Genomic DNA, 21166 nt, shown 5'->3' on the forward strand with positions numbered 1-21166 from the left:
GCGAATGTCGAGGCCGAACCGGCTCAGCTGCAGCCGCTGGTGCTGCCGCATCCCTCGCACACGTGGCAGGAACCGGCGGGGCGCATCTTGGTGCCGCAGGTGAAGCACAGCGGGCTGTCCACGGCCGTGCCGGTGATGGACTCCAGCAGTTCGGCCGAGGTGTGCACCTCGGCGGGCGCCGCCACCTCGACGACCGGCAGTTCGGCGCGGGATTCGACGACCTCCACCGGGGTCTCGACCAACTCGGCTGCCGACCCGGTCTCCTCGACCGGCTCATACGACCCGGTCTCCAGCTGGCGCTGACGCTCCTCGGCGGAGTAGATGCCGAGCGCCGACCGCGCCTCGAACGGCAGGTAGTCCAGGGCCAACCGGCGGAACACGTAGTCCATGATCGACTGGCTCATCCGCACGTCCGGGTCATCGGTCATGCCGGCCGGCTCGAACCGCAGGTTGGTGAACTTCGAGACGTAGGTCTCCAGCGGCACGCCGTACTGCAGGCCGATGCTGACCGCGATCGAGAACGCGTCCATCACGCCAGCCAGGGTCGACCCCTGCTTGCCGAGCTTGAGGAAGATCTCGCCCAGCTCGCCGTCGTCGTGGGCGCCGGAGATCATGTAGCCCTCGGCGCCACCGACGGTGAACGACGTGGTCCGCGAGGACCGCGACTTCGGCAACCGCTTGCGGGTCGGTGCGTAGACGACCTTCTCGATGACCTGGGTGTTCTCGGCACTGTCGTCCGCCGAAGCGTCGGCCTTCTTCGCCTTCGCGTCCGACAGCGGCTGCCCCACCTTGCAGTTGTCGCGGTAGATCGCGGTGGCCTTGAGGCCCAGCTTCCACGACTGCAGGTAGATGTCCTCGATCTCCTCGACCGTCGCCGACTCGGGCAGGTTCACCGTCTTGGAGATCGCACCGGAGAGGAACGGCTGCGCCGCCGCCATCATCCGCACGTGGCCCATCGGCTTCAGCGCCCGCTCGCCCATCGCGGTGTCGAAGACCTCATAGTGCTCGAGCTTCAGACCGGGCGCGTCCACCACATGGCCGTGCTCAGCGATGTAGTCGACGATCGCCTCGATCTGCTCGGGCTGGTAGCCGAGCTTCTTCAGCGCCCGCGGGATGGTCTGGTTGACGATCTGCATCGAACCGCCGCCGACGAGCTTCTTGAACTTCACCAGCGAGAAGTCCGGCTCGATGCCGGTGGTGTCGCAGTCCATCATGAAACCGATGGTGCCGGTCGGTGCGAGCACCGAGGCCTGCGCGTTGCGGAAGCCGTGCTCGTCCCCCAGCCGGAGCACGTCGGCCCAGGCGGCGGTGGCCAGCTTGTGCACGCTGGCGTCCTCGGGGTGGGTCGCCCGGACCGCGTCGTTGGCGGCCTGGTGCTTGCGCATCACCCGGTTGTGCGCCTCGGCGTTGCGGGCGTAGCCGGCGTACGGGCCGACCACGGCCGCGATCTCGGCGGACCGCTTGTACGACGTACCGGTCATCAGCGAGGTGATCGCTCCGGCCATCGCCCGGCCACCGTCGGAGTCGTAGCCCAGGCCCATCGCCATCAGCAGCGCGCCGAGGTTGGCGTAGCCGATACCGAGCTGGCGGTAGTCGCGGGTGGTCTCACCGATCGGCTCGGTCGGGAAGTCGGCGAAGCAGATCGAGATGTCCATCGCGGTGATGATCAGCTCGACGGCCTTGGCAAAGGTCTCACCGTCGAAGGTGTCGTCGTCGCGGAGGAACTTGAGCAGGTTGAGGCTGGCCAGGTTGCACGAGGAGTTGTCGAGCGACATGTACTCCGAGCACGGGTTGGATGCGGTGATCCGGCCGGTCTCGGGGTTGGTGTGCCAGTCGTTGATGGTGTCGTCGTACTGCAGACCCGGGTCCGCGCACGCCCACGCGGCCTGCGAGATCTTCGTGAAGAGCGTGCGGGCGTCGACGGTCTCGATGACCTCGCCGGTCTTGCGGGCCCGCAAGCCGAACTCGGTGCCCTCCTCGACCGCGCGCATGAACTCGTCGGAGACCCGGACCGAGTTGTTGGCGTTCTGGTACTGCACCGAGGTGATGTCGGTGCCGCCCAGGTCCATGTCGAAGCCGGCGTCACGCAGCGCGCGGATCTTGTCCTCCTCGCGCGCCTTGGTCTCGACGAACTCTTCGATGTCGGGGTGGTCGACGTCGAGCACCACCATCTTGGCGGCCCGTCGGGTGGCGCCGCCGGACTTGATGGTGCCGGCCGAGGCGTCCGCACCGCGCATGAAGGAGACCGGGCCGGAGGCGGTGCCGCCGGAGGAGAGCAGCTCCTTCGACGACCGGATCCGGGAAAGGTTCAGGCCAGCACCCGACCCGCCCTTGAAGATGAAGCCCTCTTCCTTGTACCAGTTGAGGATCGAGTCCATCGAGTCATCGACCGAGAGGATGAAGCAGGCGGAGACCTGCTGCGGGCTCTGGGTGCCCACGTTGAACCACACCGGGGAGTTGAACGAGAAGTACTGGTGCACCAGCAACCAGGTCAGTTCGTGCTCGAAGAGCTCCGCGTCGGCCTCGGAGCTGAAGTAGCCGTGCTCCAGACCGGCTGCGGTGTAGGTGTGCACCACCCGGTCGATCAGCTGCCGAAGGCTCCACTCGCGGACCTCGGTGCCGACCGCGCCACGGAAGTACTTGGTGGTGACGATGGTGGAGGCGTTGACGGACCAGAAGTCCGGGAACTCCACGCCCTTCTGCTCGAAGACGGTCTCGCCGGTCTTCCAGTTGGTCTGGACGACGTCGCGGCGCTCCCAGGTGATCTCGTCGTACGGGTGCACGCCCTCGGTGCTGAAGACCCGCTCGATCCGTACGCCGGTCCCGGTCGCTGCCGCGGACCCGCTCACCGTCTCGGTCATTGTTCCTCCGTCTCCCCGTCCCCGGGGCACTGGTGCTGGTGTGGTGGATTGGTGCGATCTGCTCGAAGAGTGGTGCCCGGCACGCAGCTTCCCCACTACGTGCCGGGCGGTCTGTGGTCAGCCGCTGGGGGCCGAGACGAGCTGGCGCTCGGCGCGCAGCAAACCGATCTCGGCCTCGAAGTCCTCGGCGGAACTGAACTGGCGATAGACGCTGGCGAAGCGCAGGTAGGCGACCTCGTCGAGCTGTCGGAGCGGACCCAGGATGGCCAGCCCGATCTCATGGGCGGGCACCTCGGCCTTGGCGTTGCAGCGCAGCGTGTCCTCGACCTCCTGGCCGAGGCAGGCGAGCTGGTCCTCGGTGACCGGGCGGCCCTTGCAGGCCTTCCGCACGCCACTGATCGCCTTCTCGCGCACGAACGGCTCGGTCGCCCCGGAGCGCTTCACCACGGTCACCTGCATCTGCTCGACCGTGGAGAACCGCTTGCCGCACCCGCCGGAGTCGGCCGGGCAGTGCCGCCGGCGCCGGATCGCGGAGCCGTCCTCGGCGACCCGCGAGTCGAGGACGCGGGTGTCGGTGTGCCGACAGAACGGGCAGTGCATCCTTCGCCTCCTTCGCGTGGCCTGACGAGTCCGGTGCGGCCGGTGGCCGCCTCGCTGCTGTGGGTGAAACTGTGGACAACCAGTCGTTTCGTGTGGGTATCTACCCGTCACCTGTGGACTAGATGTGGATAACTACATCGGTGTAACTACTAGATGTAGTGGTAACACTAGGTCGGGAACACCAGTGGTGTCCAGCCGCCCCGGAAGGTAATTTTTCGCGGACGCCCCCACCACCCCCTCCACCGGGCGAACGTGCAGGTCAGAGCCGGTGCACCGGTCCGGAAGCGGACTCGCCGCCCGGCGTGTCGGCACCGCTCAGGCGGGCGAGGGGGGACCCCGGGATGACAACCGTGGACCGTTGAGGTTTAAATGTGCTGCCCCCTGATAGAGGTCGGACCGGCTCGGCGCGTCCACACCTCCCCTAGGATCACCGTCCAGGAAGGTCCACTGTGTCCCGCTGCCGAGCACCCCGTCTCGCCGCCGCCGTCGGCGCGCTCGTCCTGACACTGACGGCGACCGGCTGCAATGCGGGCGGTGACGCCGACGCGGAGTCGCCGTACTCGCTGCCCTCCCGGGTGCAGTCGGCCGCCGAACATTCGTTGACCAGCGCCCCCGAGGACCTGGCCGCCGACCAGGCCGAGCCGCTGGCTGCCGGCGACGAGCCGACAGCGCTGGCGCTGCCCAGCGACTTCCCGTCGCAGATCCCCTACGTCGAGGGCGACGTCATCACCGCCACCCAGTCCAACACACCCAGCGGCACCGAGTGGCGGGTGATGCTCACCACCGACCTGAGCACCGCCGAGGCCGCCAAGCAGGCCCGCGCGCGACTCCTCGAGGCCGGCTTCACCACCGAGGGCCGCGAGGGCAAGATCACCGGTGACGGCACGATCTTCGACACCCGGGAGTACCGACTCACCCCGTGGCTGGTCACCTACACCGCCATCAAGGGCCCGGACACTGCGACCGTCAGCTACGTGATCACGATCAAGTGATTCCCGGCACGCCTGCGAGCGTGCGGGGGTGCTGACCACTCCATGGGCAAGAATGGGCCGATGACCACGGGGCAGACGGGCAAGCGCGCCGCGCGACACGCCGCCCCCGCGGCCACCAGTTCCCGGATCGCCGTGCTGGGGTACGCCGCTGCCGTGACCGGCACCCTGGTCGCCTGGGGCTATCTGGTGCTGGCGGCCATCGACTTCGGCACCGCTGCCCGGGACGGGCGTACCGCGGCCTGGCTCTTCCTGGCGGTCGCCGGGTTCGGTGCGATCGCCTGCCTCTTCGCGGCGCTGATGCTGTTGACCCGGGTGCTGAGGCACCTCGGGATCGCACGCCCGCCCCGCGACCCGGCCGCGCCCAGACCCAGCGGAGGCAAGCGGGCCGCCCGCTGACGGTCGCCGGGATGTCGCACACGGGATGTCGCCCAGTGAGGCAGCCGCCACGACTCTTCGCCGATGGGTGAGAATGGGGGGCGTGTCCTCGTTGAAGTTGCGCCTGAGCCTGCTCACGGTCCTGGCCGTGCTCGGCCTGTCCGCCTGCGGTCAGGGACCGACCGACTGGGATCCGCCGGTGCCCACACCCAACTCGACCTCCGAGGCGTCCCCCCGGATCAACGCCCCTCGCGGGGTGCCGGAGCACCTCGCGGTCCCGGCCGAGGCGATCCCGGAGACCGCCGCTGGTGCCCGCGCGTTCCTGACCTACTACTGGGGCACGGCCGGTCATCATGCGATGACCACCGGCGAACTGGCGCCGTTGCGGGCGGTCACCCAGAACACCTGCCACACCTGCAAAGTCAGCATGGAGTGGATCGGGCTGACCTACGCCACCCGTGCCGAACTGAAGATCAAGGAGTTCACGGTCTCCGACTTCGGCCCGCTCAACGACACCGAGCGTGCCGGCGAGTACCGGATGCGGGCCACCGTCCGCACCGGCGAGATGCGACTGGTGCCGCAGCGGGACACGCCGCGGATCTTCGAGGCTTCCGAGCACCGCGTCGACCACATCCTGGTCCGGACCTCGCGTGGTTGGGCCATCGCCGACTGGTCACTGGCCGGCGACTGAGCCGGGCCGCCTGCGACGTCGACGAGCCGCCAGGGCCGACCGACGTCGGCGCAGCCACCGTTGCTCCGACCGACAGCGGGGCGGCGGGTCTTCCCCAAGCACCGCCTGGCCCCGCTGTCGGATCGGAGGGTTCCGCCGGCCGGGGGTCGAGGTCGGCCGGCGGAAGTCTCACTCGACCGGGACGAGCAGGCGCTGCCCCACCTGGAGCGAGGCCGAGTCGAGTTCGTTGAGCCGCATCAGCCGCTCCACGGTGACCCGCACGTCCTCGCCGGCCGGGGTGATCTGCTTCGCGATGACCCAGAGCGTGTCGCCGGGCAGCACCCGCACGGTCTCGGTCGGGGCCACCTCTCCGGTGTCGCCGGTGGCCACCGAGGAGGCGGCGAAGAAGACGGCGGCCAGCACCAACCCGAGCGCTGCCAGGAAGACCACCAGTCGGCCTCGCCGGGTCAGTCGCAGCTCGCCGCGCACCAGCCCGCCGGCACGACCGTCGGCCGGGGCGATCGACCGGACCGCCGCTGCCCGCTCCCTGCGGATGGCCACGTAGTGGTCGTCGTACGCCGACTCCACCGCGAGCCGCAGCCCGGTCACGTCTGCGTCGACGTACCGGCCCGCATAGGGGGCGGTGGGGCGGATCAGGGTGGCTGTGCTCATGGTGACCTCCGGGGAAGTGGATCGCTCGTGTCCGTGCCACCGATGTCTACCGAGGGGCTCCGACATTTCCCGGCGATCCCCGCGCAACGGGGCGACCGCCCTGGCCCTGCACCTCAGTCGATCACAGGTTCGATCGAACACATGTACGAGGTTAGATCACCTGTTCGAACGAATCAAGCACCTTGGCGAACAGGTGTTCGACCGGCGTGTCGCGACCAGGTCCGACACGCCGCTTCGAACACGTGTTTGAACCAGAGGCCCTTCTTTGGCTACGGTGGCCTGAACCACACCCCAGGAGGCGCAAGATGGCCAAGGACAATGTCACCGAGCTCCCGGACGGGCCACCGGACGCGACCGGCCTGACCCCGCGGCAGCAGCGCGTCCTCAACGTGATCCGCGACTCCTTGGAGGAGCGCGGCTTCCCGCCGAGCATGCGCGAGATCGGCGAGAAGGTCGGCTTGACCTCCTCCTCCAGCGTCTCCCACCAGCTTCGTCAGCTCGAGGAGAAGGGATTCCTGCGCCGCGACCCGAACCGTCCGCGCGCGATCGAGGTGTTCCTGCCCGAGGTGATGGCGGCCCGTCGCTCGATCTCCTCGGGCGACGACAACGGCTTCGACGTCACCGGGTTGGGCGACGCGGCGCCCCAGGCCACGCTGATCCCGCTGGTCGGTCGGATCGCGGCCGGTGGGCCGATCCTGGCCGAGGAGCGTGTCGAGGATGTCTTCCCACTGCCCAAGTCCCTCGTCGGTGACGGCACCCTGTTCCTGCTCGAGGTCTCGGGCGAGTCGATGATCGACGCGGCGATCTGTCACGGCGACTACGTCGTGGTCCGCCAGCAGCCCACCGCGGACAACGGTGAGATCGTCGCCGCGATGATCGACGGTGAGGCGACCGTGAAGACGTTCCAGCGCCGGGACGGTCAGGTGTGGCTGCTCCCCCACAACGACAGCTTCGAGCCGATCGACGGCACCCACGCGACCATCCTGGGCAAGGTCACGGCTGTGCTGCGCCGACTCTGAGCTGCGCTGGTCAGGGTTGCGGCCCGGGGCCGAGCGGGTCGCGGGTGGGCAGCGGCCCGGAGCCCGGCGAGGTCGGAGCGGCCGGTTGGGGCGCGGCGGGCTTCTGGAGAGCCGGGGTCGGTAGCGTCCCGGCGTTCGTGGTGCCTCGGTGTGGCTCGGCGGCGGGTGCCGGCAGCGGCGTCGGCAGCACCCGGACCCGACCCGCCACCGGCTCGGCCAGGTCGGCAGCGGTGACCCGCCAGCGCAGCACGCCCTCGGGTACGCCGGCCACCGTCACCATGGCCTCGCGGTCGACGCGACGCCAGCGAGTGGCCACCACCCGGCCTTGATGGTGGAGTCGCAGCCGCACCCGGGCGCCCGGGTGGCTGCCGACAATCGTGACGGTGACCGTGTGCGGCGCTGCCGAGGTGGCCGTGACGCTCAGGTGCCGCGGAGCGGGAGTCAGCACGGTGCCCGGCCGGAGTTCCGGCTGGGCCAGCGGGTTCGGGGCCCGTTCGTTCGGGGCCAACGGGTTCGGGGCGGGACGTGCCGTCTGTGGCGCCTCACCCGGCTCCATGGCGCCCGGTTGGGCCGCCACCGGTCCCGGCCCTCCCAGCACCAACGCCACCGCGGCCGCCGCGATCACCCCTGCCGCCACCCCGGACCCCGCCGCCAGCCAACGGGATCGCCGCAGCGACGTCGTACCCACCTCGGAGACGGCGTCGAGACGGCGCACCTGGCCGTCCCCGGTGACCACCAGCGGGATCCGACGCTCCGGCGTCAACAGCACCGCGCGGATCGCCGGGCGGTCCAGGTCGACGGCCACCCGTCGAGCCTCGGCCACCGCCGCCTCGGGGATCTCCTCGTCCGGCCCGGCCACCCCCAGCGTGACTCCCAGGCCGTTGCTGATCACGCCAGCGGCATCCACCTGCACCGAGACCACCGGGTGCGCGGGCACCCCGTCATCGGCTCGTTCGTTCCGTCGCATTGCTCATCACCCGAGATCACGTCAGCCGCCGCAGCGGCCCCGCCAGCCTTCCGAGTGGCGACGGGACCGCCCAGTATGCCCAGCCGGAGGCCGGGCGACAAGGCTCAGAACTCGACGGTCGGGGGCGCCGTTCTGGCGGCCGGCGCCTCGTAGAAGTCGCGCCGGCGCACCCCTGCCATCCCGGCGAAGAGCATCCACGGGATGGTGGAGACGCTGGTGTTCAACGAGGCCACCTTGTCGTTGTAGTAGCGGCGGGCGAAGGCCAACTGGTCCTCGGTGCCGGCCAGTTGCGCCTGCAGGTCGGCGAAGTTCGCCGACGCCTTCAGTTCGGGGTAGGCCTCCGCCACCGCCATCACCTTGACCAGCGCCTGACCGAGCGCCGCTTCGGCGGCCGCCTTGGCAGCGACGTCGTGCCCGTCGGCGGCCTTGGCCACCTGGGCGCGCGCCTGGGTCACCGCTTCAAAGGTCGCCGACTCGTGGGCGGCGTAGCCCTTGACCGTGTTGACCAGGTTCGGGATCAGATCGGCCCGACGGGTCAGTTGCACGTCGATCCCACCGAGCGCCTCCTCACAGCCGATATCGGCCACCCGCAGCTTGTTGAAGCCCACCACCATCAGCAGTGCGAAGAGCACCACCAGAACCAGCACGACCAGGACAGTCCCCAGCAGCATCCGACCACTCCTTCCTCACCCGGCGGTACGCCGGCGGGCCCCCGGTGTGACCCGCCCCCCAACCTACCGACCATTCACGCAGCGCACCCGCGGGTTCCCCCGGTCACCGACGTCGCGTGGGGCACCGCGCCACGCACGCGTCGTAGGCTCGGGCCCATGAGCATCCCCGTCGACGTCGCCGAACTGGCCCGGACACTGGCCGACTTCGGAGCCGGCTACCTGCTCACCGTCTCACCCGAGGGCGCGGTCAAGGCCGTCACGGTGGAGCCGGTGGTGGACGCCGGCGAGCTCCTGATCCCCGCCGCTGGGCGCGGCACCGTCGCCAACCTGGCCGGCAACCCCCGGGTCACCCTCGTCTTCCCGCCCGGGCAGCCTCGCGGCTACACCCTGCTCATCGACGGCACCGGTGTCGTGATCGGCGACGACGTCCGGGTGCACCCGGACAGTGCGGTGCTGCACCGACCCGCCAGCCACGCGGACGGCCCGCCGGCACCGAGCGGCGCCTCGGCCGAGCCGTCCGGCTGCGGTGACGACTGTCGCCCCGCCGGCTGAGCTCACCAGGAGCCGCGGCCACCGCCTCCGCCGCCACCACCGCCACCGCCGGAGAAGCCACCCCCGCTGCTGCTGCCGCTGGAGGCTGCCCGGGCCGCGGCCTGGGCCGCCGAGTAGGCGCCGATGGAGGAGCGCACCGAGGAACGGAACGACGCCACCACGGTGTCGATCGGCAGGCCGACGGTCCGCCCCCGCCGACTGGCGGGGCGCTGGTCGATCAGGTACGCCGGGGAGGGCGGGTCCTGCCCGGTCAGCTGCTTGTACTTGCGCGCCCACGCCGCGGCGGCGCCGAACGCGACCGCGTAGGGCAGGTAGGCCAGGTAGGTCTCCTCGCGGGCCGCGAAGTCGAACCGGTCCTCGGCCGACTGCGTGGTCAGCAGCCGACGGAACCCGGCCGCTTCGGCCCAGACCCGACGACCCTCCTCCGAACGCCGGGTGCCCACACCGGGGCGCAGCAGCGGCAACCCGCCGAGCACGAAGCCGACGAACGGGACCGCCCACACCGTCGACTCCACGATCAGGCCGACGATGCCGGCGACCACGGCGCCGACCAGCGCCAGTACCCACAGCATCCGCCAGGTCTGCTCGCCGCCATGCCCGACCACCAGGCCGGAGGAACTCCCCCAACGGCGTACGTCGATGGGCAGCCCGGTGTCCAGCTTCTGCAGCCGCTCACCGCTCTTGACGCCACGGACGCTGAAGCTCTGGCCACTCTTGAGCAGCGACTCGAAGACCTCCAGCGAGATCGGGTCCGCCTTCCCGGTGCGTTCTGCCTCGGGCAGCCGGGTCACCGTCCAGGTGTCGTCGGGATTGAGTCGGAGGTTCACATACCCCAGCTCGGCCAGGTGCATCAGCGAGGCCAGCACCGCGTTGGCCGGCATCCGCTCATGCATCACGTAGTAGGTCTGCACCGGGCCCAGCCCCTGCGGTGGCGCATAGCTGATCGGAGCACCCGGCGACGACTCCCGCGAGAACATCGTGAACGACACCCCGACCAGCAACCCGAGCAGGCCCAGCCCCACCAGCACGCTGGCCACCTGCTGATCGGCCCCCAGCACCCCGTCCCAGGTCACCGGCCAGGCGACCGTGGTGCGGGACGGCTGCTCGATGGGCAGGTCGATCATCACCGTGACCGGGGTGCGTGGCGGCCGGGGGCCGGTGCTGATCTCGACCCGGTCGGTGCCCGCCCCGGTGACCTGGCACGGCGTACCTTCGCCGAACCCGACCGAGCAGCGGACCGTCCCCGAGGCGGCCGGGAGATGGAGCGTCACCGCGGTCGCGTCGGTGGCCATGTCATCGCCGCCGGGCACCACCTGCCAGTAGAAGGAACTACGGACCGGGTCGTCGGTGCCCGGCACCTCGGTGGCGAATCTCAGGTCCCCCCGGTCCGCGGGCCCGATCACGCCCTCGGTGTGCCATTGGACGGTGTAGGTGTGTACGCCGCTGGGCAGGGTCCGCTCGGGGTCACCGATCCGGGCCACCCTGAACTGCCTCCCCTTCTCCCAGGAGAGCTTGACCTGCTCCTTGTTGCCGTTGCGGCGGACCGAGTCCAGCTTCGGCCGGTGTCGCACCTGGGGGTCGGTGGTGTCGGTGACGTCCCACCACCAGAAGATGCCCCGTCGCCCCCCGGGCAGGTCCACCGCCAGCGTCTCGTGGGCGCGGAGTTCGCCGGTGTCGCTCAGGTGGAACTGGGCCGACAGGGAGCGGATCTGGGCCGGGTCGTGACGCGGCGTGTCGTCGGACGGCACCAGCGCGATGCCCAGCGGGATGGCGAGCAGGAGCACCCCGAGCACGGTCAACGTCACCGCATAGCCGACCAACATCCCCAGTGCGACCCGCCCGTGCGAGTTCCTCGACCCGTGCATGGGCCAGACACTACTGACCCGGTCCACCGGACGTCACGCAAACCCCGATCCGGTGCCCGGCGATCCCACCGGTGATCCCACCAGTGATCCCCCGGGCGACCTGGCCGCCGTGTAGGTTGCGTGTCATGAGGCACGACGAACTGCCCCCGGAACTGCGCGGCACCCCGACCGAGACCACACGACGTACCGGCGCGCCGTTGTGGACCCAGCTGACCGCCCTGGTGCTGATCGTCTCGCTGCTCGGCTTCTTCGTGATCTCCTACTTCGCCTGACTCAGCGGCGCAGGGACTGCAGGATCCCCACCCGGGCGCCGGTGCTCAGCACGGCACCGGAGTACATCCGCGCAGCGAGCCAGATCAGCACCGGCAACAGCGCCAGGCTGACACCGGCAGCGCCCCAGACCTCCCACATCTCGGGAGAGCCGAACGCCATCCGCATCGGCATCACGAACGGGGCACACAGCGGGATCCACGACAGCGCCACCACCAACGAGCTCCCTGGCTCCCAAGGCGCCACCATGATGCCTGCCATGTAGGGCAGCACCATCAGCATCGTCACCGGGCCGATGACCCCGCTGACCTCCTCCTGCCGCGACACCAGGGCGCCCAACCCGGCCAACACCACCGCGTAGCTCACGTAGCCGATCAGGAACCAGCCCAGCGACCACAGCGCCACCGAGCCGAGACGCATCGAGGTGTCGCCGAGCAATCCCAGGGCAAGCGCCGTGGCCACCCCCGCTCCGATGATCGCGACCACCTGGACCAGCCCGATCACACCGATGCCGATCACCTTGCCGGCGAGCAGTTGCCATGGCCGGACCGTGGCGAGCAGCAGTTCCACCACGCGACTCGTCTTCTCCTCGACCACCCCGACAGCGACCATCTGGCCCGTGGTCATCAGGGCGATGAAGATCAGGATCCCGACCAGGTATCCAGCGATCATCCGGCCGCCGTCCACCTCAGCGTCCGCATCCAGGGTGCGGACCTCTGGCTGTGCCTGGGCCATCACCGCCAGCAGTTGCTGAGCGTCAACTCCGACGTCGAGGAGTTCGTCGGCCAACGCGTGCTGCTGGGAGAGGGTGAAGAACATCCACTCCACCTCCGGCGGCAGGGTGCGCTCCACCACCAACTCCCAGCCACCGTCGGTGAGGGCGACCAGCACGTCGATCTCGCCGTCCGACAGCATCTGCTCGGCCCGGTCGAGGTCGTCCCAGGTCGTGGTCTCCACGGCCACCTCGGTGGCCTCAGCCAGCAGCGCCACCTCGCCCGCCAGCCCCGACACGGGTGAGTGGAAGCCGATCCGGGTGGGGTCGTCGTCGCCGAGGACGCGCATCAGCACGCCTCCGGCAACGATCGCCACCACGACGGCGGCCAGGCTCAGCAGGTAGGTCTTGCTGGTGATGCGGGTGCGGATCTCTCGCGAGGCCACCAGGGCGACCGCCCCGGAGCCGCTCACGCCAGCCCCGCGCGCCGAACGCCCGCTCCCCGAGTTCGCGCTCATGCCGCCTCCTCGTCGTCGGCGACCACATCGCGGTAGAGCTCGGTCAGCGACGGGCGCAACGGCGCGAACTCCCGCACGGTCCCGGCGGCGCTGGCCGCGGCCAACAGTCGCTGGCCGGCATCGGGGCCGGCATCGGGCACGTCGACGACCGTGCGGGACCCGTTCGCCGAGACCACGCGTACGCCGTCCAGTTCCGCCGCCCAGTCAGCTCCGGGGCCGTCGATCACCCAGCGGGGATGGGGGTAGCGGCGCAACTCCTCGGTCGCGCCGACCGCGACCATCCGCCCTTCCTTGATGATCCCGACCCGGTCACAGAGTCGCTCGACGAGGTCGAGCTGATGCGAGGAGAAGATCACCGGCGCACCCGCAGCAGCTTGCTCCCGCAACACCGCACTCATCACGTCGACCGCAACCGGGTCGAGCCCGGAGAACGGTTCATCGAGGACCAGCACCTCCGGGTCGTGGGTGAGCGCGGCGGCCAACTGCACCCGCTGCTGGTTGCCCAGAGACAACTTCTGCACCTCGTCGGCGCGGCGATCAGCCACCCCGAGACGCTCCGTCCACCGCTCCATCGCTGCCACCGCCCGCGACCGGCCCATCCCGTACAGGCGGGCCAGGTGCACCAACTGGTCGCCCACCCGCATCTTCGGATAGAGGCCTCGTTCCTCGGGCATGTAGCCGATCCGACGTCGTGCCTCGTGGTCGATGGGTCTCCCGCCGAGGGTGACGTCGCCCGCATCGGCAGTGAGCACGCCGAGGATGATCCGCATCGTGGTGGTCTTGCCGGCCCCGTTGGCGCCCACGAAACCGAAGATCTCCCCGGCAGCCACCTCGAAGGAGGTGTCCAGCAGGGCCGGCTTGCCGGCGTACGACTTGGTGAGCCCGGAGACCCCGAGAGTTCGCTCCTGATTCATGCGCCTATACAAGCAGGTAGGTGGGAACGGGCTCATCCGGTTTTCCCCTGAACCGACCCCGAGGCCCAACTCGACGCGGATAGGGCCCAACTCGACGCGGATAGGGCCCAACTCGACGCGGATAGGGCCCAACTCGGGGGGGGTCAGCCGGTGAGTCTGGCCAGCGCAGCCCGGACCACCGCAGGGTCGCTGGTGGGCCACATCGGCGGCAGGCTGGCGCGCAGGAAGCTGCCGTAGCGCGCGGTGGCCAGCCGCGGGTCGAGGACCGCGACCACGCCGCGGTCCTCGGTGGTTCGGATCAGCCGGCCCGCCCCCTGGGCCAGCAACAGCGCCGCGTGCGTCGCTGAGACCGACATGAACCCGTTGGCGCCCGCCTTGTCGGCCGCCCGGGCCCGCGCCGACATCAGCGGGTCGTCGGGGCGGGGGAATGGGATCCGGTCGATGATCACCAACTGGCAGGTGTCCCCCGGCACGTCCAGGCCCTGCCACAGGCTCAAGGTGCCGAAGAGGCAGGTGTGCGGGTCGCCGACGAACTGGGCGGCCAACTCGGGCAACTGCGCCTCGCCCTGCGCCAGCACCGTCAGGTGCGGCAGCCGCGCCCGCATCGCCTCCGCCGCGGCCTCGGCGGCGCGCCGGGACGAGAACAACCCGAGGGTACGGCCACCGGCGGCGTCCACCAGCGCCTCGATCTCATCCAGTTGCGCGGCACCGAGCCCGTCACGCCCCGGCGGCGGCAGATGCCCGGCGACGTACAGGATGCCCTGCTTGGTGTAGTCGAACGGCGACCCGACGTCGATACCGCGCCAGGGGTGGGTCTCGCCGGGCTCGCCCACCGGGGTGGCGCGGGGCTCGCCACGCTCGACCGCTGCCGGCTCGAGGGCTGCCGGTTCGACCACTCGCTCGCTCGGCTTCAGCCCGACCGAGGTCGCCACCGAGTTGAAGTCTCCGCCCAGCATCAACGTGGCGCTGGTCATCACGACCGTGGCCCGGGGCAGCAGCCGGTCCCGCAGTTGCGCCCAGACCGCGAGCGGGGCCACACAGAGCCGGTCGGGCATCCGGTCGCCGCCCTCGGCGAGCCACAGCACGTCGGCCTGGGAGCCGGCGGTCATCCGCGCACACACGTCGAAGATGTCGCTCAGGGCGGCCTTGGCGGTGGCCAGCCCGGCGTCCTCCCCGGGATCCTTCGGCAGTGCGGACACACACCCGCGGGCGGCATCCCGGACCAGCACCAAGGCGTCGGCCAGCTCGTCGGACACCGTGTCGATCCGCCCCGGGATGGTCCCGGCGACGGCGTCCCGCAACGCGTCGGCGGCATCGGCCAGCTCGTCGGCCTCCGAACCGTCGACGTGGCGTTGGGCCCGTTTGGCGGCCCGTTCCACGGCCACCACGGTGAGCTCGTCGGTGGCGGCCTGGGTGACCCGCTGGCTGAGCTCGTGCGCCTCGTCGACGATCACCACGTCGTAGTCGGGGATCATCGGGATCCCTTCGATGGCGTCGATGGCCAGCAGCGAGTGGTTGGTGATCACCAGGTGCGACTTCGCGGCCCGCTCCTTGGCTCGTTCGGCGAAGCACTCCACCCCGTAGGCGCACCGCGAGGCGCCGAGGCACTCCCGGGCACTCACCGACACCTGCCGCCAGCCCCGATCGGTGTGCCGCGGTGCGTTGTCACGCTCGCCGCTGCCACCCTCGACGGTCTCGTTCTCGGCCCATTCGCGCAGCTTCAGCACCTCGGCACCGGTGTTGCCGAGAGGCACATCGACCAGGGTGCCCTGCTCGTCGGGGACGCCGTCGCGGATCCGGTGCAGGCAGGCGTAGTTGGAGCGCCCCTTGAGCACCGCGTACGACGTCTCCTCGACGTGGCCGTCGACGGCGTCCATCAGCCGGGGCAGGTCGCGCTCCACCAACTGGTGCTGCAGGGCGAGGGTGGCGGTGGCGACCACGACCCGGTCCGGGTGCAACAGGGCGGGCACCAGATAGGCGAGTGACTTGCCGGTGCCGGTGCCGGCCTGGACGAGCAGGTGCTCGCGGCGGGCGAAGGCGTCGCCGACCGCCTCGGCCATCCGCACCTGGCCGGCCCGCTCCTGGCCGCCCAGTGCCTCCACCGCGGTGGCGAGCACCTCATGCAGACGACTCGGGTCAGGATCAGGCACCCGAGCACCCTAGGCCATGGCGGCGACGCGCCGCGCGCAGGCCGCGTCAGACGACGGCGCCGGAGTCCTGGGGGTCACGGACCTTCTTGACCTTCTCCTCCCGCGACAGCGGCCAACGCCGCTGCAGCAGGATCGCCAGGGGTGCGGCGGTGAACAGCGACGAGTAGGAACCGAAGGTCAGGCCGAGCAGCAGGGCGATCGCGAAGTCCTGCAGCGAGTCGCCACCGAGGATCGCCAGCGCAGCCAGGATGAACATGGCGCCCATACCGGTGTTGATGGTTCGGGGCAGCGTGTCCACGATCGCCTTGTTGGTGATGTCGGGGAAGTGTTCGGTGGTGGTGCCACGCCACTTCTCCCGGATCCGGTCGAAGACCACCACCGAGTCGTTGACCGACAGACCGATGATGGTCAACGCAGCGGCCAGGAAGACGCCGTCGATCGGTTTGCCCAGCCACGCGAAAATGCCGACGACGATGATCACGTCGTGGAACATCGCCAGCATCGCGGAGAGACCGAAGGTCCAGATGAATCGGATCGCCATGTAGAGCATCTGCGCGAGCAGCGCGATGATGAACGCGAGCAGGGCCTTGTTGCGCAGTTCGGTGCCGAGTGAGGCGCTGAGTTGCTCGTCGACCTCCTTGATCACGTCGACCCCGGAGACCTCGATCAGGGCGTCGTGGATGCGACGCTCCTCCTCCGCGCTGATCCGGGAGGTGCGTACGGCGATCTTGTCGTCGGAGGCGGTCTGCACCACCGCGTCGGGGAAGCCGGCGGCCGCCACGGCCTCGCGGGCGTCGTCGACGTCCATCGCGACGGCGGGCTGGTACTCCATCACCCGGCCGCCGGTGAACTCCACGCCCAGGTTCAAGCCCTTGATCCCGATGCCGGCCAGCGCCAGGATCACCATCACCGCGGAGGCGGCCAGGAACTTCTTGCTGTGCCGCATCAGGTCGGGGCTCTTGCGGTTCAGCCAGGAGCGCACCGGGCCGATCGAGCCGAGGCCGGTGATCGCCGGGCGGCGGGTGATGGTCTTGCTGCTCATCGCGACCTCGGTGAGCACCCGGGAGACCACCAGGGCGGAGATCATCGAGGCGATGACACCGATGGAGAGGGTGACACCGAAGCCCTTGACCGGGCCGGCAGCGAGCAGGAACAGCAGCCCGGCGGCCAGCAGGGTGGTGATGTTGGAGTCGATGATCGCGCTGAACGCCTTGTTGAAGCCGACGCTCAGCGACCGCTTGAGGCCGCCGGAGGGGTACGCGTCGTACTCCTCCCTGGCTCTCTCGAAGATCAGCACATTGGCGTCGATGGCCATGCCGATGGCGAGCACGAAGCCGGCCAGGCCGGGCAGGGTGAGGGTGGCGCCCATCGCCAGCAGGACGGCGTACGCGATCAGGGCGTAGGTGCACAGGGCCAGCGTGGCCAGGAAGCCCACCAGTCGGTAGACCATGATGATGAAGAGGCCGGTGAGGATCAGACCGATGATGGCGGCCTCGACCGAGGCCTTGATGGCCCGCTCGCCGAGGGTCGGGCCCACCGTGCTGACCTGGATCACCTCGACCGGGAGGGGCAGCGCACCTCCTTCGATGAGGACGGCGAGGTGCTCGGCCTCCTCGAAGGTGAAGTTGCCAGTGATCTGGGTGCTGCGGCCCCCGATGCCGACACCACAGCCCACCGACGACTCCGGTGCGGGCGAGGAGACTACGTCGTCGTCGAGCACGAAGGCGATCCGCCGGTTCGGGTCACCCTGCGGGACACAGGCCGCGTCGGCGGTCTCCTGCTGCCAGAGCCGGCCGCCGTTGGCGGTGAAGTCGATGGCCACCACCCAGGCGGTGGAGGTCTCCGGCTGCTGGGCACGAGCGCCGGTGATGTCGTCACCGCGCAGGAACGTCGGTGCTACTTCGATCCAGTCGCCCTGGTCCGAGCGCAGGATCAGGTTGCCCTCCGCGCTCGGCAGCGCCTCGGGCGCCACACTGGCCAACACCCGGTGGCCGGTCAGCTGGGCGGTGCGGCCGAGTACCTCGATGGCCTCCTCGGGATCTTGAAGATCCGGCAACTCTACGAGGATCCGGTTCTCCCCTTGGCGGACCAGGGTGGGCTCGGCGACACCGAGGGAGTCGACCCGGCCGCGGAGCACCTCGACGGCCTTGTCGGTGTTCTCCGCGTTGGCCTCGGCCACATCGCTGTCCGAGGTCTCCAGAACGATCTGGGTGCCTCCCCTGAGGTCCAGCCCGAGCCGGGGTGAGACGTTCATGGCGATGGCGGCACAGCCGGCCAGCAGCGCGATGACCAGCAGCAGTCGTGTGACGACACCTCGTGACATGAGCGACAGTCTCCCCCACTGTGCCAACTCAGCCGCACATGGGGTGAACTCCCCGGTGTGTCGGAGAGTTCACCCCAGAGGCAGCCTCCACCTGCCTCGGTCGTGGATCACTGGCAGGCGGCCTCAGCGGCCGGGAAGGCCGCATCGATCCCGGCGAAGTCGAGATGACCGATACCGCGGTTGGACCCGGAGCCACCAGCCATCACCGTCCGCGCGTGGATGGGGGTGCTCCAGCCGACGCCTCCGGCGTCCGCGAGGATCATGATCCCGTCATCGCACAGGCCGGTGATCTGCCGGGCGAGGTCATGGAAGGGAATGAAACCGTTCGATCCGCCCATGCCCTGGACGGCGGCTTCGTTCATGTTCTTGACGAAACAGAAGTGGGCTGACGCCGGTGCGATCGTCATCGCGAACGCTACGACGCCGGTCCCCACCAGAACTGCGATCTTCCGCATGGTGCTCAACTCCCTGGCCCCCCGTGTGGGACACAGAACCCCACGAATCTATCCCCGGCTCCGGCTGCTGACGATCGCAGACCCAAGCCGACGTTGTGACCCGAGAGCGGTTCAGACGGCGTACGCCGCCAACTCGCCGGCCAGGTCCGGGTGCGCCCTGCCGGTGACCAGGGTGCCCTCGGCGGTGTGCTCGGTGCTGGTGATCTCGCCGTGCTGATGCAACCGGTTGATCAGGTCGCCGCGCCCGTAGGGCAGCAGCGCGGTGAAGGTGACCTCGGGACGGGGCAGCTCCGCCTCGACCGCGGCCAACGCGGCCTCGATGCCCTCGCCGGTGTGTGCGCTGACGACCACCGAGTGCGGTTCGCGTTGCTGCAGCCGGGCCAGCACCATCGGGTCGGCGATGTCGGCCTTGTTGATCACGATCAGCTCCGGCACCCGGTCGGCGCCGATCTCGGCGAAGACCTCGCGGACCGCGGCGATCTGCCCCTCCGGGTCGGCATGTGAGCCGTCGACCACGTGCAGGATCAGGTCGGCGTCGGCGACCTCCTCCAGGGTGGATCGGAACGCCTCGACGAGCTGGTGCGGCAGGTGCCTGACGAACCCGACCGTGTCGCTCATCGTGTAGACGCGACCGTCGGCGCTGGTGGTACGACGAGTGGTCGGGTCCAGGGTGGCGAAGAGGGAGTCCTCGACCAGCACGCCCGCCTTGGTGAGCCGGTTGAGCAGGCTGGACTTGCCGGCGTTGGTGTAGCCGGCAATCGCGACGCTGGGGATGGCGTTGCGGCGACGCTCGGCACGCTTGGTGTCCCGGGTGCCCTTCATCGCCTCCAAGTCGCGGCGGAGCTTGGCGATCTTGGTGTTGATCCGGCGCCGGTCGGTCTCGATCTTGGTCTCACCGGGGCCACGGCCGCCGATGCCGGCGCCGGCGGCGACCCGGCCACCGGCCTGCCGGGAGAGGTTGCCACCCCAGCCGCGCAGCCGCTGCTTCATGTAGGTCAGCTGCGCCAGTTCGACCTGTGCCTGGCCCTCCCGGGACTTCGCATGCTGGGCGAAGATGTCGAGGATCAGCGCGGTCCTGTCGACGACCTTGACGCCGATCCGGTCCTCGAGGTTGCGCAGTTGGCTGGGCGCGAGTTCGCCGTCGCAGATCACCGTGTCGGCGCCGGTGGCCTGGACGATCTCCTTGACCGCATCGACCTTGCCGCGGCCGATGTAGGTGGCCGGGTCGGGCTTCTGGCGGCGCTGGTAGATCGCCTCGAGGACCTGGGAGCCGGCGGTCTCGGCGAGCAGGGCCAGCTCGGCCATGGAGTTCTCGGCGTCGGTGACGGTGCCCTCGGTCCAGACACCGACCAACACGACCCGTTCGAGGAGGAGCTTGCGGTACTCGACCTCGGTGATGTCGGTGAGCTCGGTGGACAGGCCGACCACCCGGCGCAGCGCATGGCGCTCGGCGAGGTCCTGGGCGCCGACGGTCAGCTCCTCGGGGTCGGCGTCGTCGTACCGGCTCGATCCAGCGTCGGCCAGGTCGTCGTCGCGCCCGGCGGTGGCGTCCTGGTCGTCGTCCCAGTCGCGGGTCGCCTCGAGTTCGGCGGAGAGGGAGAAATCAGATGCGTGTGTCATAGGTAATTCCAGAGTACGGCGCTGCCCCCCATGCCGCGAATCCTTTTGGCCCCGCGAAGTGGGGTTTGTGGCCCCCTCGAGGTGGGGTTTGTGGCCCTCCGAGATGGGGTTTGTGGCCGCGCGTCACACCTCGCGCGGCCACCAGACCCACCTCCTGCTACTTCGGAGGCATCCGGATGCCACCGTCGACGCGGATGACCTCGCCGTTCATGTAGGAGTTGGTGGCCACCTCGACGACCATCGAGGCGAGTTCCTCGGAGCGACCGAGACGCTTGGGGAAGAGCACCGACTCGCCGAGCTTGGCCTTGAACGCCTCGGAGGCCTCACCCTCGCCGTAGATCGGAGTGTCGATCAGGCCGGGTGCGATGGTGTTCACCCGGATGCCGGCCGCGGACAGGTCGCGGGCCACCGGCAGCGTCATGCCGACCACGCCGCCCTTGGAAGCCGAGTACGACGCTTGGCCGATCTGGCCGTCGAAGGCCGCCACCGAGGCCATGTTGACCACCACACCGCGCTGGCCGTCGGCGTCGGGTTCATTGCGCGACATCGCGGTCGCGGCCAACCGGAGGGCGTCGAAGGTGCCGATCAGGTTGATCGCGATCACCTTGCTGAAGGCGCCGAGGTCGTGGGCGGAGTCGAAGTCGCCGTCGCGGCCGATGGTGCGCTGCGCCCAGCCGATCCCGGCCGAGTTCACGAGCACCTTGAGCGGGGCGAGGGCGACGGCCCGCTCGACGGCGGCCTGGATCTGGGCGGTGTCGGTCACGTCGACACGGGCGAACTCCCCGCCCACCTCGGCGGCCAGCGCGGCCCCCTTGTCCTCCTGGAGGTCGGCGACGATGACCTTGGCGCCCTTGGCGGCGAGCTGACGGACGACGGCGGCTCCGATACCCGAAGCTCCGCCGGTGACGATGGCACTGCTACCTGTGATGTCCATGACAGCGGAGCCTAGAGGAACTGGTT

General features: G+C 69.9%; 19 protein-coding genes. 6 read left to right on the forward strand and 13 right to left on the reverse strand.

The features are described 5' to 3' along the window. Window positions 1-23: 23 nt before the first annotated feature. Together JKG67_RS05325 and nrdR are read right to left on the reverse strand one after the other, a co-directional pair. Window positions 24-2861, reverse strand: coding sequence for a vitamin B12-dependent ribonucleotide reductase (locus JKG67_RS05325; RefSeq protein WP_203336229.1), 2838 nt, complete (start codon window positions 2859-2861; stop codon window positions 24-26). Window positions 2862-2978: 117 nt separating this feature from the next. Next, window positions 2979-3461: a transcriptional regulator NrdR gene (gene nrdR / locus JKG67_RS05330; RefSeq protein WP_203336230.1), complete on the reverse strand. Its 483-nt coding sequence runs from the start codon at window positions 3459-3461 to the stop codon at window positions 2979-2981. Between the two features lie 449 nt (window positions 3462-3910). Between nrdR and JKG67_RS05335 the strand changes: the two genes are divergently transcribed. The 3 genes from JKG67_RS05335 (at window position 3911) to JKG67_RS05345 (ending at window position 5519) form a co-directional block, all read left to right on the forward strand. After that, a complete protein-coding gene (locus JKG67_RS05335) occupies window positions 3911-4453 on the forward strand; it encodes a hypothetical protein (protein ID WP_203336231.1) in 543 nt (180 codons plus the stop codon). 60 nt (window positions 4454-4513) lie between these two features. Continuing rightward, complete coding sequence (locus JKG67_RS05340) at window positions 4514-4849, forward strand: hypothetical protein (RefSeq protein ID WP_203336232.1); 336 nt, start codon at window positions 4514-4516, stop codon at window positions 4847-4849. A gap of 82 nt (window positions 4850-4931) precedes the next feature. Then, on the forward strand, window positions 4932-5519 hold the full coding sequence (locus JKG67_RS05345) for a DUF6318 family protein (RefSeq protein ID WP_203336233.1): 588 nt from the start codon (window positions 4932-4934) through the stop codon (window positions 5517-5519). A gap of 168 nt (window positions 5520-5687) precedes the next feature. Here JKG67_RS05345 and JKG67_RS05350 read toward each other — a convergent pair whose 3' ends face one another. Continuing rightward, the gene (locus JKG67_RS05350) at window positions 5688-6170 is read right to left on the reverse strand and encodes a LysM peptidoglycan-binding domain-containing protein (protein WP_203336234.1); all 483 of its coding nucleotides are present in this window, start codon (window positions 6168-6170) and stop codon (window positions 5688-5690) included. Between the two features lie 305 nt (window positions 6171-6475). Between JKG67_RS05350 and lexA the strand changes: the two genes are divergently transcribed. Beyond that, window positions 6476-7189 carry a transcriptional repressor LexA gene (gene lexA / locus JKG67_RS05355; RefSeq protein WP_203336235.1) on the forward strand — a complete coding sequence of 238 codons (714 nt, stop codon included), beginning with the start codon at window positions 6476-6478 and terminating at the stop codon, window positions 7187-7189. A gap of 10 nt (window positions 7190-7199) precedes the next feature. On the opposite strand, the gene JKG67_RS05360 is transcribed toward lexA, so the two are convergent. After that, entirely contained in the window at window positions 7200-8156 is a 957-nt protein-coding gene (locus tag JKG67_RS05360; RefSeq protein ID WP_203336236.1) for a hypothetical protein, read from the reverse strand. Between the two features lie 104 nt (window positions 8157-8260). Continuing rightward, a complete protein-coding gene (locus JKG67_RS05365) occupies window positions 8261-8827 on the reverse strand; it encodes a LemA family protein (RefSeq protein WP_203336237.1) in 567 nt (188 codons plus the stop codon). Between the two features lie 156 nt (window positions 8828-8983). On the opposite strand from JKG67_RS05365, the gene JKG67_RS05370 reads away from it, so the two are divergent. Further along, window positions 8984-9379, forward strand: coding sequence for a pyridoxamine 5'-phosphate oxidase family protein (locus JKG67_RS05370; protein ID WP_203336238.1), 396 nt, complete (start codon window positions 8984-8986; stop codon window positions 9377-9379). A gap of 2 nt (window positions 9380-9381) precedes the next feature. Here JKG67_RS05370 and JKG67_RS05375 read toward each other — a convergent pair whose 3' ends face one another. Continuing rightward, window positions 9382-11244 carry a DUF2207 family protein gene (locus tag JKG67_RS05375; protein WP_203336239.1) on the reverse strand — a complete coding sequence of 621 codons (1863 nt, stop codon included), beginning with the start codon at window positions 11242-11244 and terminating at the stop codon, window positions 9382-9384. A gap of 125 nt (window positions 11245-11369) precedes the next feature. On the opposite strand from JKG67_RS05375, the gene JKG67_RS05380 reads away from it, so the two are divergent. Next, window positions 11370-11516 carry a hypothetical protein gene (locus JKG67_RS05380; protein WP_203336240.1) on the forward strand — a complete coding sequence of 49 codons (147 nt, stop codon included), beginning with the start codon at window positions 11370-11372 and terminating at the stop codon, window positions 11514-11516. A 1-nt stretch (window position 11517) separates the two neighbouring features. On the opposite strand, the gene JKG67_RS05385 is transcribed toward JKG67_RS05380, so the two are convergent. The 7 genes from JKG67_RS05385 to JKG67_RS05415 form a co-directional block, all read right to left on the reverse strand. Continuing rightward, complete coding sequence (locus tag JKG67_RS05385) at window positions 11518-12744, reverse strand: ABC transporter permease (protein ID WP_203336241.1); 1227 nt, start codon at window positions 12742-12744, stop codon at window positions 11518-11520. Beyond that, window positions 12741-13658, reverse strand: a complete 918-nt coding sequence (locus JKG67_RS05390; RefSeq protein WP_203336242.1) for an ABC transporter ATP-binding protein — start codon at window positions 13656-13658, stop codon at window positions 12741-12743. Before JKG67_RS05390 ends, JKG67_RS05385 begins: the two co-directional genes overlap by 4 nt. Before the next feature lie 143 nt (window positions 13659-13801). Then, on the reverse strand, window positions 13802-15718 hold the full coding sequence (locus JKG67_RS05395; protein ID WP_203336607.1) for an ATP-dependent DNA helicase: 1917 nt from the start codon (window positions 15716-15718) through the stop codon (window positions 13802-13804). 136 nt (window positions 15719-15854) lie between these two features. Continuing rightward, a complete protein-coding gene (gene secD, locus JKG67_RS05400; protein ID WP_203336243.1) occupies window positions 15855-18131 on the reverse strand; it encodes a protein translocase subunit SecD in 2277 nt (758 codons plus the stop codon). 107 nt (window positions 18132-18238) lie between these two features. Beyond that, on the reverse strand, window positions 18239-18586 hold the full coding sequence (locus JKG67_RS05405; RefSeq protein WP_203336244.1) for a hypothetical protein: 348 nt from the start codon (window positions 18584-18586) through the stop codon (window positions 18239-18241). A gap of 111 nt (window positions 18587-18697) precedes the next feature. Continuing rightward, window positions 18698-20206, reverse strand: a complete 1509-nt coding sequence (gene hflX / locus JKG67_RS05410) for a GTPase HflX (protein ID WP_203336245.1) — start codon at window positions 20204-20206, stop codon at window positions 18698-18700. 157 nt (window positions 20207-20363) lie between these two features. Next, window positions 20364-21140, reverse strand: coding sequence for an SDR family NAD(P)-dependent oxidoreductase (locus JKG67_RS05415; RefSeq protein ID WP_203336246.1), 777 nt, complete (start codon window positions 21138-21140; stop codon window positions 20364-20366). Window positions 21141-21166 lie beyond the last annotated feature (26 nt).

The sequence above is a fragment of the Nocardioides limicola genome (genome assembly GCF_016827675.1).
Taxonomy (GTDB): domain Bacteria; phylum Actinomycetota; class Actinomycetes; order Propionibacteriales; family Nocardioidaceae; genus Nocardioides; species Nocardioides limicola.

What these genes read in the sequence shown, in the direction of transcription:
- JKG67_RS05385 (WP_203336241.1), bottom strand. Translation starts at nt 12,744, where the DNA reads ATGAGCGCGAACTCGGGGAGCGGGCGTTCGGCGCGCGGGGCTGGCGTG.
- JKG67_RS05375 (WP_203336239.1), bottom strand. Translation starts at nt 11,244, where the DNA reads ATGCACGGGTCGAGGAACTCGCACGGGCGGGTCGCACTGGGGATGTTG.
- hflX (WP_203336245.1), bottom strand. Translation starts at nt 20,206, where the DNA reads ATGACACACGCATCTGATTTCTCCCTCTCCGCCGAACTCGAGGCGACC.
- JKG67_RS05325 (WP_203336229.1), bottom strand. Translation starts at nt 2,861, where the DNA reads ATGACCGAGACGGTGAGCGGGTCCGCGGCAGCGACCGGGACCGGCGTA.
- JKG67_RS05370 (WP_203336238.1), top strand. Translation starts at nt 8,984, where the DNA reads ATGAGCATCCCCGTCGACGTCGCCGAACTGGCCCGGACACTGGCCGAC.
- JKG67_RS05360 (WP_203336236.1), bottom strand. Translation starts at nt 8,156, where the DNA reads ATGCGACGGAACGAACGAGCCGATGACGGGGTGCCCGCGCACCCGGTG.
- secD (WP_203336243.1), bottom strand. Translation starts at nt 18,131, where the DNA reads ATGTCACGAGGTGTCGTCACACGACTGCTGCTGGTCATCGCGCTGCTG.
- JKG67_RS05390 (WP_203336242.1), bottom strand. Translation starts at nt 13,658, where the DNA reads ATGAATCAGGAGCGAACTCTCGGGGTCTCCGGGCTCACCAAGTCGTAC.
- nrdR (WP_203336230.1), bottom strand. Translation starts at nt 3,461, where the DNA reads ATGCACTGCCCGTTCTGTCGGCACACCGACACCCGCGTCCTCGACTCG.
- JKG67_RS05395 (WP_203336607.1), bottom strand. Translation starts at nt 15,718, where the DNA reads ATGGCCGAGGCGGTCGGCGACGCCTTCGCCCGCCGCGAGCACCTGCTC.
- JKG67_RS05405 (WP_203336244.1), bottom strand. Translation starts at nt 18,586, where the DNA reads ATGCGGAAGATCGCAGTTCTGGTGGGGACCGGCGTCGTAGCGTTCGCG.
- lexA (WP_203336235.1), top strand. Translation starts at nt 6,476, where the DNA reads ATGGCCAAGGACAATGTCACCGAGCTCCCGGACGGGCCACCGGACGCG.
- JKG67_RS05365 (WP_203336237.1), bottom strand. Translation starts at nt 8,827, where the DNA reads ATGCTGCTGGGGACTGTCCTGGTCGTGCTGGTTCTGGTGGTGCTCTTC.
- JKG67_RS05340 (WP_203336232.1), top strand. Translation starts at nt 4,514, where the DNA reads ATGACCACGGGGCAGACGGGCAAGCGCGCCGCGCGACACGCCGCCCCC.
- JKG67_RS05415 (WP_203336246.1), bottom strand. Translation starts at nt 21,140, where the DNA reads ATGGACATCACAGGTAGCAGTGCCATCGTCACCGGCGGAGCTTCGGGT.
- JKG67_RS05350 (WP_203336234.1), bottom strand. Translation starts at nt 6,170, where the DNA reads ATGAGCACAGCCACCCTGATCCGCCCCACCGCCCCCTATGCGGGCCGG.
- JKG67_RS05380 (WP_203336240.1), top strand. Translation starts at nt 11,370, where the DNA reads ATGAGGCACGACGAACTGCCCCCGGAACTGCGCGGCACCCCGACCGAG.